Below are 14,243 nucleotides of genomic sequence, written 5' to 3' on the forward strand. Positions count from 1 at the left end.
CATGCCCATCGACGCCGACAAGGCCATGGGCGCGCCGCCGGCCGCCCGGGAGATCTCCTGGACCAGCCGCGACGTGCTGCTCTATCACCTCAGCCTGGGCGCGGGGAGGGACGCGGGCGCCGATCCCGAGCTGTCCTACACCTACGAGCGCGGGCTTCGGGTGCTGCCCACCTTCGCCATGGTCGCCGGGCAGGGGATCTCGGCGGGTGAGCGCCCGCCGACCGCGATGAGCATGCCCGGCATCGACATCGACCTGCGCAGGATCCTGCACGCCGGGCAGGTGCTCACCGTGCACCGGCCGCTGCCCGCGGCCGGTGAGGCCGTCGTGTCCTCCCGGGTCGCGAACATCTGGGACAAGGGCAAGGCCGCGGTGATCGAGATGGAGCAGGCGGCGGCCGATCCCGCGGGCGACCCGCTGTGGACCACGACCATGCTGATCTGGGCGCGCGGCGAGGGCGGCTTCGGCGGCGAGCCGGGCCCGGAGACCCCCTGGACGGAGCCGGACCGGGAGCCCGACCACGTGCTCGACTCGCCGACCACCCCCGGGCAGGCCCTGCTCTACCGGCTCAACGGCGACCTCAACCCGCTGCACGCCGACCCCGCATTCGCACGGGCGGCCGGCTTCGACCACCCGATCCTGCACGGCCTCGCGTCGTACGGCATAGTGGCGAAGGCGCTGGCGGACGGCGTCCTCGGCGGTGACGTGACCAGGCTGACCGGGCTGTCGGTGCGTTTCGCCGGGGTGCTGTTCCCCGGCGAGACGATCCGGACCACCGTGTGGCGCGAGGCCGACCGGCTGGTGTTCCGGTCCACCTGCCCGGAGCGCGGCGACGCCGCAGTGCTCACCCACGCGACAGCGGAGATCTCATGACGGAGACGCGGATCGACCGTACGGAGCTGACGGCGACCCCGAACAACGAGGGCGTGGACGCGGCGGTCGCCGCGGCCCGCCGCGTGATCGACGCGCTGCTGCACTCGGGCGACATGTCGGCGGTCGAGATGACCCAGGTCGCCGAGCAGCTGAACGCCGTGGCCGATCACCTGGAGGCGCACGCCCCCACGGTGGGCGAGCGCATGGTCGACATGTGGCGGGGGGAGGGGGTGACCCGGCACGACCCGGTGACCGGGCCGGAGAACGCGATCGCCCCGCCGCTGCGCCTGTACGGCAGGGACGACGGGTCCATCGAGGGCGAGGTCGTGCTGGGCATGCCCTACCAGGGGCCTCCCGGGTGCGTGCACGGCGGCGTGTCGGCGCTGCTGCTCGACCACACGCTGGGCGTCGCGAACGCCTGGGCGGGGACCTCGGGGATGACGGGCACGCTGACCCTGCGCTACCACCGGCCCACCCCGCTGTTCGAGCGGCTGACCGTGACCGGCCGGCAGACCTCCGTGGACGGGCGCAAGATCTACACCACCGGGACGATCACCGCGGGCGGACAGGTGTGCGTCACGGCCGAGGGCCTGTTCATCGACAAGCAGCTCGACCGGCCTCGCTGACCCTCGAAAGGAGTAAGCGCTCTCACGGGACAGGTGGCTACGGCTCTTCGCGGGGAAACGCGGCGTAGACGGCTATTGACGAGCGGTCAGTTAACAGTAAAGTTACTTTACTGAGAGCGCTCTCAGAGCTTGTCTCCGCACCCCCCAGAGGAGCCGAGAGATGCACGTGTCGTTCCGGCGATGGCGGCGGGCTCTGCTCGCCGCCGTGTTGCTGGCCCAGGCGGTCGTCCTCGCCGCCGGGCAGCAGGCGGCGAACGCCGCCGTCACGCAGTTGCCCTTCAAGATCACCAATAACTCCGGCCGGGCCGACGCGACGTACGTGTACGTCGTCGCCCGCTCGGCCGGACGGCAGGGATACGTGGACGCCTCGGGGACGTGGCGCGCGTACAGTTTCCCCTCGTCGATCCCCAACGGCCCCGTCCCGGCGCCGGACATCGCGATCCCCGGGCCGGGCAACGGCGCCACCACGACCATCACGCTGCCGCCGAGCCTGTCCGGCGGCCGCGTCTATGTGTCCATGGGCGCGAAGCTGCAGTTCTTCCTGACCACGAACGGCCTGGTCGAGCCGGCGCCCTGGGTCGACAGCGACCCGAACGCCGGCATCCTCTACGACTGGACGGAGTTCGCCCGGGACAGCAACGGCGGCACGGGCATCTTCATCAACTCGACCACGGTCGACATGTTCAGCATCCCGATGACGGTCAGCGTCACCGACTCCTCCGGCACCACCCAGACACAGGGCATCCCCGGCAACCGCACCGGCATCCTCAACGCGTTCGCAGGGCTGGGGTCGCCGTGGTCGGGCCTGACGACGACCCGGGCCTCCGACGGCCTCCCGGTGCGCGTGCTCGCGCCCGTGCACGCCATCGCCAAGGGCCTGTTCCCCTCGACGTACCTCGACTCCTACGTGAACGGGGTGTGGTCCTACTACGCCACGCACCCGTTGACCGTCCAGACGTCGCTGGGCACCTTCACCGGCACGACCAGCGGCACGAACTGGACGTTCAGGAACGCGTCTGGCGCCGTCATCGGCACGCTCACCAGACCGGCCACGGGCGACGTCTTCGCATGCTCCGGCGGCATGCAACCGCCGAACCAGCCCGACCAGGCGGCCATCCTCGCGGTCGGCGCGCGGGTGTGCGCCGCCCTCAACCGTGCGACGCTGTCGACGGCCGGCCGGGTCATGTACGACACCCAGCCGACGACGGACGCGACGAAGTTCTACGGGCAGTCCGCGTCGAATCTGTTCAGCAAGACGATGCACGCCAACTCGCTGAACGGCCTGGCCTACGGCTTCTCCTACGACGACGTCGGCGGGTTCGCCCCGACGATCGACCAGCCCAACCCGTCGTCGGCCGGGATGACGATCGGAAGCTTCGGCACCGGCGGCGGCCCCGGCGGCCCCGGCGGCACGGTGGCCGGTCAGCCGATCACCGGCCCCGGCGGCAAGTGCGTCGACGTGGCGGGCGACGACACGGGCGGCAACGGCGCGCCGGTGCAGCTGTGGGACTGCCAGTCCTACGCCGTCGACCAGCACTACACGATGGTCGGCGACACCCTGCGCACGTTCAACGGCGGCAAGTGCCTCGACGTCGTCGACAACGGCACCGCCAACGGGTCGAAGGTGCAGATCTGGGACTGCTTCGGCGGCGGCAACCAGCAGTGGGTGCTGCAGTCCGACGGCTCCATCAAGAACATCGGGTCGGGCCGGTGCCTCGACTCGCCCAGCGGCGCGACCGGCAACGGCACCCGCCTGCAGATCTACGACTGCAACGGCAGCGCCGCCCAGCGCTGGTCTTTCGCCGGCGGGGCGAACATCGCCGGCCCCGGCGGCAAGTGCGTCGACGTCGCCGGTGACGACACCGGAGGCAACAACACGGCGGTGCAGCTGTGGGACTGCCAGTCCTACGCGAAGGACCAGTTCTGGACCTGGAGCGGGCAGACGCTGCGCACCCTCGGCCGCTGCCTCGACGTGCAGTCGGGCGGCACCGCCAACGGCACGCCGTTGCAGCTGTACGACTGCAACAACACAGGCGCGCAGAACTGGGTGCAGCTGTCCAACGGGTCGATCCAGAACCCCCAGTCGGGCCGGTGCGTCGACGCCCCCGGCGGCGCGACCGGCAACGGCACCCGCCTGCAGATCTACGACTGCAACGGCAGCGCCGCCCAGCGCTTCGCCGTGCAGTGAGGAACCGGCCCGGCGGTGCACCCCCTCGCACCGCCGGGCCGGATCACCCGCCTCAGGAGTCGCGGGCGGAACGGGTGGTGGCGAAGGTGCCGCTCGCGAGGATCACGGCGCAGCCCGCCAGCTGGAGAGGGGAGGGGTGCTCGCCGAGGACGGCCCAGCCGAGGACGAGGGCCCCGACGGGCGTGAGCAGCAGCAGGATGGCCCCGACGTGGCTGGCGAGACGGGGCGCGGCCACGGCGACGAGGAGCCAGCCGAGCACCTGCCCGAAGAGCGCGACCAGGGCCAGCCATCCGACGGCCGTCCAGCCCGGAGCCGGATCGACGCCCTGCCAGAGGGCGCCCGCGGCCAGTGCGGCGCCGGCGGCGGCGACGGTCACCCACAGATAAGACTGCACCGCCTGCCCCTGCTGTCCTCCCCGCCGCAGCAGGAACAGGAAGCCCGAGTAGCACACGGCCGCAAGCACGGCGTGGACGGTCCCGAGGAGCGGCCGGCTCCCGCCGGCGCCGCCCTCGGCCACACCGCTCGCCAGGACCACGCCGAGCAGGAGGAAGGGCAGGGACACGACGAAGCGGCGGGGCGGCGGCTCGCGGTCCACCAGCAGGGCGAGCAGCGGCACGATCACCACCTGGACGTTGACGAGCACGGTGGACAGCCCGGCGCCGACCTCGTCGATCGCCGCCGTCCACAGCAGCATGTCGCCGGCGAACAGGGCGCCCGCGGCGAGGGTGACGGCCCGCCGGCGCGCCGGCACCGTGCTTTCCCGCCTGCTCTCCCGCCTGCCCTCGCGCCCGCGCTCCAGCAGCGCGAGCGGAACCAGCACGGGAAGGGCCAGCAGGCAGCGGTAGAACGAGGCGGTGCCCGGTGAGGCGCCCGACAGGTGGATCAGGACGGCCGAGGCCGACACGAACAGCGCCCCCAGCGCCATCGACACGGACGGATGGCCCGCGGCCGAGTCGGTGACCTTCGCGGTACGGCTTTCACTCACACGAGTCATGCGCGCCCCCGGCGGTCCGGTGTGATCCGTTCCGGCTACCCGGCGGTGCCGGGTTCACGCCTGACGATCGGACGGCGTACGGGCGTATCAGGAGTCGGCGATGCCGAGCTCGCGCTTGACCTCCTGGCGGATCACCTTGCCGGTGGCGTTGCGCGGCAGCGCCTCGGTCGTGATCCGCCACCGCGACGGCACCTTGAAGTAGGCGAGCCGGTCGCGCAGGTGCGCCCGCAGGTCGTCCTCGTCCACGTCGTGCCCCGACGCCGTCCCGGCCGCCGTGACGACAACGGCGACGACCTCCTGGCCGAGGTCGGGATGCGGGGCGCCGAGCACGACGCACTCCACCACCGCCGGGTGCTCGGCCAGCGTGTTCTCGATCTCGGCGGGATAGACGTTCTCCCCGCCCCGGATGATCAAGTCGGAACGGCGGGTGCTGAGGCGCAGCCGCCCGTTCTCGATCAGCCCGATGTCGCCGGTGTGCAGCCACCGGTCCTTCCGTATGGCCTGTGCGGTCGCCTGCGGATCCCGCCAGTAGCCGAGCATGTTGAACGGGCTGCGGACGCAGACCTCGCCCTCCTCTCCCTCCGGCAACGGCTTGCCCTCGGGGTCGCGGATCTCCAGCCGCACGGTGGCGATCGGACGGCCCAGCGTCCCCGGGGCCTCCTCCAGGTCGGCCGGGGTGGCGACGGCGATCGCGGTGGACGACTCGGTCAGGCCGTAGCTGTCCACCAGGGACTGCCGGGCGACCGGGAACGCCTCGCGCAGCCGCTGCTTGAACGCGGGGGAGGACGGCGCCGAGGCCAGCGCGAAGGCGGTCAGCGACGACAGGTCGTAGCCCGACAGGTCGCCGTGCTCGATCAGGCGGTTCGCCATCGTCGGCACCGCGCCCCAGTTGGTGACCCGCTCCCGCTCGACGAGCCGCAGCACGCGGTCCACGTCGAAGGCGCCCAGGTGCATCACGACGGCGCTGCCGGTCGCGAGGCGGGGCACCGCGAGATTGTGCAGGCTCGCGATGTGGAACAGCGGCAGCGCCAGCAGGTAGCGCCGGTCCGCGGGGTTCGTCGGGTCGCCGAACGCCTGGGCCAGCGCGTCGTTCATCCGGTGGTATTCGACCACGGAGGTGAGGTTGCGATGCGTGTGGACCGCCCCCTTGGGACGGCCCGAGGTGCCGCTGGTGTAGATGATCACCGCCGGGTCGTCCTCGGCGGCGGCGTGCGGGGCCAGCGGAGCGCCCGCGTGCCGCTCGATCAGCCGGGGGAGGTCCTCCTCAAGGGTCACGACCGTGGTCCCCGCGGGGGCGAGCGCGGCCCGCTTGGCGTCCGCGATCAGCACCTTCGGCTCCGTGTGACCGAGGGCGTACTCGACCTCCCCGCGTGACCACCACGCGTTGTACGCGACCGCGATGGCGCCGGCGGCCACCGTCGCCCAGAACGAGACGATCCAGCCCGGGTGGTTGGCCGCGTTGATCGCGACGCGGTCGCCGGAGCGCACACCGTGTTCCTCGCGCAGTGCGGTGGCCAGCGCGGCCGCCTGGCGCGCGTGCTCGGCGAAGGTCAGCCGCTCGTGCGCCGTCACGATGTAGTCGCGGTCGCCGTACGCGGCCGAGGCGGTGAGCACCTCGCCGAGGTCGCGATGCCGGTTCTTGAAGACCGTCATGCGCGCGCCGAGGACCTCCTCCTCGGCGAGCTCGAACGCCCCGCCGGGACCGGTGAGCCCGGCCAGCACCGCCGCCGCCGCGAGCCTCGGATCTGTCGACATGCCTATCAGTTCCCCTTCATGCCGGGATGAGCCGCGAGCCGGAGTCCGTCCGTGCCCGAAATTGTCGGCAAAGGCCGGGCGCGGGATGCCGGAACTCCCGGTCACCGGGACGGCGGGGCGAGTCCCTCTATGTTGTCGCCGGACAGGAAGGACTCCAACGACCGCCCCTCCTTGGCCACGGCGTCGCGGTCGGATCGGGAGAGGCGGCGCAGCGGGGTGACGATCACGCTGCCGGCCGAGACGTCCCAGGTCGCGGCGACCCGGCCGTCCACCAGGACGACGCGGGCGCCGGCGACCGACAGGCCGCGGTGGGCGTCGTCGACGATGCGGCTGCGGTCATGGTAGCCGAGGAGCGCGTTGTCGAACGCAGGCAGGAACCGCACAGGCGCGGGGGTGTCCGGGTCGGGGCGCGGCGCGCCGGGCAGGTCGAGCAGTTGCCGGCCCCGTTCGTCGCGGAAGGCGACGAGTTCCTCGCGTACGGCGTCGACCGCGGCGGGCAGCCCGGCCAGACCGCACCAGGCGCGCAGGTCCGCGGACGCGGCGGGCCCGCACGCGGCGAGATATCGGCGGACCAGAGCCCGGCCGACCTCGTCGGGGCCGTCCGGACGGAGCGGGGTGACATCGCGTCCCAGCCATATGGCGAGGGGAACGTTGCGTACCCCTGCTTTGGTACGCCACAATCCGCGCGGGGGCAGCTGGGCCATCGGGATGAGCGCGGCGACGAGCAGCTCACCCAGAGCCCGGCGCGGCGGTGCGGGCCAGCGGCCGGCAAGCGCGTCGACGAGTTCGGCCATCGTGCGGGGCAGGCCGTCGGCCATGACCTCCCTGCCGGCCGCCGCCACCTCGTCCGGATCGAGTCCGGCGAGTTCGCGGCGGTAGGTGGTGAGCACCCGTTGGCGCAGCATGGTGTCGTGCCGGGCACGCCAGGCCAGCGCGTCGTCCGCGGTGACGAGGTGGACGGTGCGGCGCATCAGATGGGTGCGCACCACGGCCCGTCCGGTCAGCAGACCGTCCAGGGCCGCGGGCCGGAAGGCTCGCACCCGCGACCACAGGCCGAAGAACGGCTCCTGCGGTTCCTGTGCCTGCATGCCGCACAGGTGCGCGATGACGTCGAGCACCGGTGCGTCAGTGCGGTCGAGCAGGAACTGCCGAGCCAGTGTGGCGCGGTTGAGTGCGCGGCTGCCGAGGACCGTCATGGTGTCAGGCCGCGGCCCGGTCGCCGGCCGGGCGCCTGCGCAGCGCCGGGAGCGTGACGGCCGGCGGATCGTAGGAGATGTCCAGGGGGCCGATGTCGGTCCCCGGCGGGACGATCTCGTCGATCTTGTCGAGGATGTCGTCGCCGAGGGTGATGGTGGCCCCCGCCAGCAGATCCTCGAGCTGTTCCATGGTGCGGGGGCCGATGATGGCGGCGCGCGTCCAGCGCCCGGTGGGTCATGCGGACGCACTCGTCGTGGTCGGGATTGCCCACCGGGCCGAACATCATGGTGCCGAGGCAGTAGGCGCTGACCTCGATGCCCGTCTGCCCCAGCTCGCGCATTTTCACAGTGATCTGATTCCTCTTCCGCTCTGCCGGGGAGGTCAGCCGTTATAGGGGGCCGCGACGTCCAGGACCCAGACGACGCCGAAGCGGTCCTTGAGCATTCCGTAGAGGGGCGCCCACTGCGCGGGCTCCAGCGGCCGTACGACGGTCGCGCCGACGACCAGCTTGTCCCAGAGGCTGGTGATCTCGTCGGTGTCGTCGCCGCGTACGGAGACGAAGACGGCGTTCTCCCCCGGGTGCCACGGCGTCTGCGACGGCACGTCGTAGGCCATGACCTGGAAGCCGTTGTCCGCGGTGACCTGGCCCCACATCACCCAGTCCGCCTCGTCGGGGTTCTGCACGGCGCCCGCGTCCTTGTAGCTGACGGCGACGACGTTTCCGCCGAAGACGGAGTGATAGAAGTCGAGCGCCGCCCGGGCGTCGCCGCGGAAGTTCAGGTGAGTCGTGGTGGTGATGGACATGATGGCTCCTAGCCCTCGATCACTGGGTGACCTCACACTCCCAGGGGTAGAGGACAGGATGTGTCCTCTACTGGACGCACAATTAATCTCGTGCCGAAGACATCCGCGCGACTGCTCGCGATCCTCTCGCTGCTGCAGACCCGCCGTGACTGGTCGGGAGGGGACCTGGCGGCGCGGCTGAACGTCAGCGCGCGCACGGTCCGCCGTGACGTGGACCGTCTCCGCGAGCTCGGCTACCCGATCACCACCTTCAAGGGGCCCGACGGCGGATACCGGCTCGATGCCGGTTCGCAGATGCCCCCGCTGCTGTTCGACGACGACCAGGCCGTCGCCCTCGCCGTGGCCCTTCAGACAGCCACCGCGAGCGGCGCCGGCATCGGGGACGCCGCGGCGCGCGCGCTGACCACCGTGCGGCAGGTCATGCCCGCGCGGCTGCGCCACCGGATCGACGCCCTCCAGGTCACCGCCGTCGAGAGGTCCGCGATCCCGGCCGGTCCGCGAGTCGACATCGGCGTGCTCACGGCGCTCGGCGCCGTCGTCCATGCCCGTGAGGTGCTGCGCTTCGACTACGCGGCCGCGTCTCCTCCGGAAGCGGACGACGACGGCGCGCCGGCGCCGCCGCGCCGGGCGGAGCCTCATCACCTGGTCACCTGGGGCGGGCGCTGGTATCTGGTCGCCTGGGACCTCGATCGTGAGGACTGGCGTACCTTCCGCGCCGACCGAATCACCCCGCGCACCCCCACGGGGCCGCGTTTCACCCCGCGCGAGCTGCCGGGAGGTGATGTGGCCGCCTTCGTGGCCGGCCGGTTCCGAGGCTCAGGCTCCGGCGGCTCGGGCGACTGGCTCTGTCGCGGCGAGGTGATCCTCGGCCTGCCCGCCGCCGCCGTGTCCCCCTACATCCGCGACGCGGTCGTCGAGGCACTGGGCCCGGACCGCTGCCGGCTCGTCCTGGGTTCGTGGTCATGGGTCGGCCTGGCCGCCGACGTCGGCAGGTTCGACGCCGACATCGAGGTCGTCGGCCCGGCCGAGCTCAAAGCCGCCTTCGCCCACCTGGCACGCCGCTACGCCGACGCCGCCGAGGCGTGACATACCTCGACACACGCGCGGGACTCACTCGAGAAGTTCGACCGCGTGCGCGAACTGCTCCACGGGTCTCCAGAACGGCAGCCGCAGCCGGGAGCGCTGCGCGTTCGAGGGGGAGAAGGCCGGGCCGGCGGTGACCAGCACGCCCCTCCTCCGTGCGCGTTCTGCCAGGGCGACGGCGTTGGTTCCGGTGTCGATCCACAGCGCCGTGCCGCCGTGCGGCGGCGTCCACCGCCACGCGGGGCGCCGTTCCGCCAGGACCGCCGCCGCCTCGGCGAGATGGGCCCGCAGGCGCCGGGTGCGCTCCTGCCGGGCCCGATCGGCCTGCGTAAGGAGCTCGGCGGTCACCATCTGGTCGATCACCGGAGCCGCCAGGTCCAGTGCCGCCTTGGCCTGCGTCAACCGCACGATCATCGGCCGCTCCGCGCGGATCCACCCGACGCGCAGGCCGCCCCAGAGCAGCTTGGACGCGGTGCCGATCCGGATCACCGAGCCGGGATTCGCGGAGCCGGGACGAGCAGGGTCGGGCAGCGGGGGCCGGACGCCGCGGTCGTCGAGGACGAGATCGGCACAGGATCGGTCCTCGATCGTCAGCACGCCGTGCCTGCCGACGATCTCGCTGAGCCGCTCCCTGCTCGCCGCCGGCCAGCTGATCCCGGTGGGGTTGTGCGCCGCGGGCTGGCAGTAGAGGAGGGCGGCCCGATGCGCGACCCGTTCGAGGTGGTCGAGGTCGAGACCGTCCTGCCGTACGGGCACCCCCGTCAGCCGCGCCCCGGCCGTACGGAACGCCTCGATCGCACCCCGGTAGCTCGGCTCCTCGACCAGCACTTCGTCTCCCGGCGCGACCAGGGACGACGCGCACAACCAGACGGCCTGCTGGGAGCCGGACGTGACGAGGATCTGGTCGGGCCCGGTCGGCAGCCCCTGCACGGTGTACTGCTCGGCCACGATCGCGCGAAGACGAGGCAACCCCGCGGCGTAGTAGCCGTCATCCGCGAGATAGACGTCGAGCTCGCGCAGGTCGACCGCCGAGACGACGTCCCGCACCAGCGACAGGGCGGGCAGCGCGCCGCTGGACAGGTCCAGCTCGACGGGGCGGCGGGTGCGGCCGAAGGACGCCAGCCGTCCCTCGACGACATGATCCCCTCCCGCGCTCCGGCCACGCCGGATGCGCGAGCCCGACCCCTGCCGGGACCTCAGCTGTCCCCGCGCGGCCAGCTCGGCGTACGCCTCGGCGACGGTTCCGCGGGACACGCCCAGCGCGGCGGCCAGCGCGCGTTGCGGCGGCAGCGCGGCCCCGTCGACCAGCACGTTGCCGGCGATCAGCTCGGCGAGCGCGCCGGCGAGCGCGTGCGGCAGCGGCACGTCCTCCGCACGCCACCCCCCGAGCAAGCGGGCCAGCGCGGCACTGTCGACATGGTCCGCACCTGCCATGGACCAATTCTGCGTGATTGGCCTGGCCGATACGGCAGCGGCCGGACATCCTCGACCGTACGCGCAGGCCGATGACGACAGGGGAGGTCGCGGTGGCGACGGTGGTGCTGCTGGGAACGCTGGACACGAAGACCGAGGAGTATCGCTGGGTCCGCGACCGGCTGCGCGACGCGGGCTGCGACGTGCTCCTGGTCAACGTCGGCACCTTCGCCCACGGGGCGGAACTGGCCGACATCGGCGCGGACGAGGTGGCACGGGCGGCCGGCACCGAGCTCGACCGGCTCCGCGACGCCCGCGACCGCGGCGCGGCGATGGACGCGATGGCGACCGGCGCCGCCGTGATCGTCCGGCGGCTGTTCGACGAGGGGCGCCTCGACGGCATGCTCGCGATCGGCGGCTCCAGCGGCTCGTCCGTCGCCGCCCGTGCGCTTCAGGCCCTGCCCGTCGGAGTGCCCAAGCTGCTGGTCTCGACCATGGCCTCGGGTGACGTCGGCCCCTACGTCGGAGACGTCGACGTCACCCTCATGTACTCCGTCGTGGACATCTCCGGCATCAACCGGCTCTCGCGCGCGGTTCTCGGCAACGCCGCCGCCGCGGCGGCCGGGATGGCTCAGCGGTACGCCCGGGTCCGGGACGAGACCGGCGACGAACGCAAGCTCGTCGGCGCCACGATGTTCGGGCTCACCACGCCCGCCGTCGACGAAGCCCGTGACTACCTGACGAGCGCCGGATACGAAGTGCTGGTCTTCCACGCCACCGGTTCCGGCGGGCGGGCGATGGAGGCCCTCGCCGCCTCCGGCATGCTCGACGGCGTCCTCGACCTGACCACCACCGAACTGGCCGACGACCTCGTCGGCGGGGTCCTCACCGCCGGCCCCCACCGGCTGGAGGCGGCGGGGCGAGCCGGCATCCCGCAGGTGGTCAGCGTCGGCGCGGTCGACATGGTCAACTTCGGGCCCAGGGACACCGTCCCGGAGAAGTTCGCGGACCGGAAGTTCCTGGTGCACAACCCCACGGTCACCCTCATGCGGACGACCCGCGACGAGATGGCCGAGCTGGGGGCGAGGATCGGCGACAAGCTCAGCCGCGCCATCGGGCCTGTGGAGGTCTACCTGCCGCTGAAGGGGGTCTCCGGGATCGACGTCGAAGGAGGGCCGTTCGCCGACCCCGACGCCGACGCCGCCTGCTTCGCCGCGCTCAGGGACGGCCTGAAGGACACCGGCGTCCCCGTCCACGACGTGGACGCCGCCATCAACGATCCGGGCTTCGGCCGGGCCGCGGCCGAAGCCCTGCACCGCCTCATCCGCGCACGTCGAACCGGAGAATGAGATGAACCGCGAGACAGCTCTCGAACGCCTGCGCGCCACCGCCGGGTCCGGCCGGCCCATCATCGGAGCGGGCGCCGGCACCGGCCTGTCGGCCAAGGCCGCCGAGGCCGGCGGTGTCGACCTGCTGATCATCTACAACTCGGGCCGCTACCGCATGGCCGGACGAGGGTCGCTCGCCGGGTTGCTTCCGTACGGCGACGCCAACGCGATCGTCGTCGACATGGCCAGGGAAGTCCTCCCGGTCGTGCGCGACACCCCCGTGCTGGCCGGGGTCTGCGGCACGGATCCCTTCCGTCTGATGGGCCCGTTCCTCGACCAGCTGAAGGCGATGGGCTTCTCCGGTGTGCAGAACTTCCCCACCGTGGGCCTGTACGACGGCAAGTTCCGGCAGAACCTCGAAGAGACCGGGATGGGCTACCGGCTCGAGGTGGACATGATCAGGGAAGCGCGGCGGCGTGACCTGCTCACCGCCCCCTACGTCTTCGACGCCGAGCAGGCCGCGGCGATGGCCGAGGCCGGAGCCGACGTTCTCGTGCCCCACGTCGGATTGACCACGAGCGGCAGCATCGGCGCGGAGACCGCCCTCACCCTCGAAGAGGCGGCCGCCGCGGTGCAGGAGATGCGCGACGCCGCCGTCGCGGTGAACCCCGACGTCATCGTGCTCTGCCACGGCGGCCCCATCGCCGAACCGGAGGACGCCCAGTTCGTCCTCGACCACACGAACGGGATCGCGGGCTTCTTCGGGGCGTCGTCGATGGAACGCCTCCCCACGGAGAAAGCGATCGCCGCCCAGGCGACCGAATTCAAGCGCCTGCGGCTCCGCCCTGCTTGACGCTCAACCCACACGTCGCCCGAGCTGTCCCACTCAACCTCACGCCGGCCTGCGCGACAGTGGGCCTCCCGGTGACCGGGACGGGCCCCCGGCGCCGTCACAGCGACAGGCAGCCTGTTCCCGGTGAGCGGGACTGGTCGCTTTCCGTGTGCCGCGTCACACCACTATTTCGGCCCAACACACGGCGGACGGAAGACCTATGGGAACTCTGGACGGAAAAGTCGCGATTGTTACGGGAGCGGGACAAGGCGTCGGCCAGGGCATCGCGCTCGCCCTCGCCTCGGAGGGCGCGGCCGTGGCGGTGCTCGGCCGTACGACGGCGAAGCTGGAGACGACCTGCGAGCTGATCAGCGAACGCGGCGGGACGGCGGAGCCGTTCCGGTGCGAGGTGACCGAGACCGACGCGATCCCCGCGGTGGTCGAGGCCGTCGTGGCCCAATTCGGCGGCGTGGACATCCTCGTCAACAACGCCTACACCGGCGCGTACGGCCCGCTGCTGTCGATGAGCGACGCCGACTTCCAGAAGGGCTTCCGCAGCGGCCCGTTCGCCGCGTTCGCGTTCATGAAGGCCTGTCACCCCCACATGAAGGCCCGCGGTGGCGGCAGCATCGTCAACCTCGTCACCTCGGCCATGGTCCGCTGGGACCCTGCCACCTACGGCGCGTACGCCGCGGCCAAGCAGGCGCTGCGCTCGCTCACGCGTACGGCGGCCACCGAGTGGGGCCCGGACGGCATCCGCGCCAACAACATCGCCCCGCACGCACTGTCCCCGGGGCTGAAGCGGTGGACGGAGGCCTTCCCTGAGGAGGCGGAGGCGTTCCGCAAGACCATCCCCCTCGGCTACATCGGCGACTGCGAGCAGGACATCGGCCGCGCCGTGGTCGCGCTCGTGGGCCCGGACCTGCGCTACCTGACCGGCGCGACCGTGCCCCTCGACGGCGGGCAGGCCTTCTTCGGCTGAGCCGCCGCACCCCCGCACCACCTGCCGCCGCCTGGCGGTCAGTGAAAGACATCCCAGGAGCTTGAGTGTCAAGCAGCGAGAGATCCGGAGTGTTGCGACCAAGCGGTCGCCTCGTCGTAGAGGGTGCCGGTCTTGAGGCAGCCGTGCAGGATGCCGACGAGGCGGTTGGC

The 14,243-nt window shown here is 72.1% G+C and carries 13 protein-coding genes; 7 read left to right on the top strand and 6 right to left on the bottom strand.

Annotation, left to right across the window (positions count from 1 at the left end):
• The first annotated feature begins 1 nt into the window (after window position 1).
• The 3 genes from HHX35_RS37450 to HHX35_RS37460 all read left to right on the top strand — a co-directional run bounded on the left by HHX35_RS37450 (window position 2) and on the right by HHX35_RS37460 (window position 3,685).
• Window positions 2–871, top strand: a complete 870-nt coding sequence (locus HHX35_RS37450; protein WP_182903347.1) for a MaoC/PaaZ C-terminal domain-containing protein — start codon at window positions 2–4, stop codon at window positions 869–871.
• On the top strand, window positions 868–1,497 hold the full coding sequence (locus HHX35_RS37455; RefSeq protein ID WP_182903348.1) for a PaaI family thioesterase: 630 nt from the start codon (window positions 868–870) through the stop codon (window positions 1,495–1,497). The genes HHX35_RS37450 and HHX35_RS37455 overlap by 4 nt, the downstream gene beginning before the upstream one ends.
• Before the next feature lie 160 nt (window positions 1,498–1,657).
• Window positions 1,658–3,685, top strand: a complete 2,028-nt coding sequence (locus HHX35_RS37460; protein WP_182903349.1) for a beta-1,3-glucanase family protein — start codon at window positions 1,658–1,660, stop codon at window positions 3,683–3,685.
• A gap of 52 nt (window positions 3,686–3,737) precedes the next feature.
• Here HHX35_RS37460 and HHX35_RS37465 read toward each other — a convergent pair whose 3' ends face one another.
• The 5 genes from HHX35_RS37465 to HHX35_RS37485 form a co-directional block, all read right to left on the bottom strand.
• Window positions 3,738–4,670 (bottom strand): DMT family transporter, encoded by a 933-nt coding sequence (locus HHX35_RS37465; RefSeq protein WP_220506326.1) that lies wholly within the window; start codon window positions 4,668–4,670, stop codon window positions 3,738–3,740.
• Window positions 4,671–4,766: 96 nt separating this feature from the next.
• Window positions 4,767–6,434, bottom strand: coding sequence for a class I adenylate-forming enzyme family protein (locus HHX35_RS37470; protein WP_220506327.1), 1,668 nt, complete (start codon window positions 6,432–6,434; stop codon window positions 4,767–4,769).
• A 101-nt stretch (window positions 6,435–6,535) separates the two neighbouring features.
• Window positions 6,536–7,630, bottom strand: a complete 1,095-nt coding sequence (locus HHX35_RS37475) for a winged helix DNA-binding domain-containing protein (RefSeq protein ID WP_182903350.1) — start codon at window positions 7,628–7,630, stop codon at window positions 6,536–6,538.
• Between the two features lie 4 nt (window positions 7,631–7,634).
• Window positions 7,635–7,820 (bottom strand): hypothetical protein, encoded by a 186-nt coding sequence (locus tag HHX35_RS37480; protein WP_220506328.1) that lies wholly within the window; start codon window positions 7,818–7,820, stop codon window positions 7,635–7,637.
• A 192-nt stretch (window positions 7,821–8,012) separates the two neighbouring features.
• Window positions 8,013–8,435: a VOC family protein gene (locus HHX35_RS37485; protein ID WP_182903351.1), complete on the bottom strand. Its 423-nt coding sequence runs from the start codon at window positions 8,433–8,435 to the stop codon at window positions 8,013–8,015.
• A gap of 90 nt (window positions 8,436–8,525) precedes the next feature.
• On the opposite strand from HHX35_RS37485, the gene HHX35_RS37490 reads away from it, so the two are divergent.
• Window positions 8,526–9,521, top strand: coding sequence for a YafY family protein (locus HHX35_RS37490; RefSeq protein ID WP_182903352.1), 996 nt, complete (start codon window positions 8,526–8,528; stop codon window positions 9,519–9,521).
• A gap of 24 nt (window positions 9,522–9,545) precedes the next feature.
• Here HHX35_RS37490 and HHX35_RS37495 read toward each other — a convergent pair whose 3' ends face one another.
• A complete protein-coding gene (locus HHX35_RS37495) occupies window positions 9,546–10,952 on the bottom strand; it encodes a PLP-dependent aminotransferase family protein (RefSeq protein ID WP_182903353.1) in 1,407 nt (468 codons plus the stop codon).
• 17 nt (window positions 10,953–10,969) lie between these two features.
• Here HHX35_RS37495 and HHX35_RS37500 point away from each other — a divergent pair, with 17 nt between their 5' ends.
• The 3 genes from HHX35_RS37500 (at window position 10,970) to HHX35_RS37510 (ending at window position 14,073) form a co-directional block, all read left to right on the top strand.
• Entirely contained in the window at window positions 10,970–12,280 is a 1,311-nt protein-coding gene (locus HHX35_RS37500) for a Tm-1-like ATP-binding domain-containing protein (RefSeq protein ID WP_259405745.1), read from the top strand.
• A gap of 1 nt (window position 12,281) precedes the next feature.
• Window positions 12,282–13,112, top strand: a complete 831-nt coding sequence (locus HHX35_RS37505) for a phosphoenolpyruvate hydrolase family protein (protein ID WP_182903354.1) — start codon at window positions 12,282–12,284, stop codon at window positions 13,110–13,112.
• A gap of 199 nt (window positions 13,113–13,311) precedes the next feature.
• Window positions 13,312–14,073 carry an SDR family NAD(P)-dependent oxidoreductase gene (locus tag HHX35_RS37510; protein WP_182903355.1) on the top strand — a complete coding sequence of 254 codons (762 nt, stop codon included), beginning with the start codon at window positions 13,312–13,314 and terminating at the stop codon, window positions 14,071–14,073.
• Window positions 14,074–14,243: the final 170 nt, after the last annotated feature.

The sequence above is a fragment of the Microbispora sp. H10830 genome (genome assembly GCF_014161375.1).
In the GTDB taxonomy this organism is placed as follows: Bacteria; Actinomycetota; Actinomycetes; order Streptosporangiales; family Streptosporangiaceae; genus Microbispora; species Microbispora catharanthi.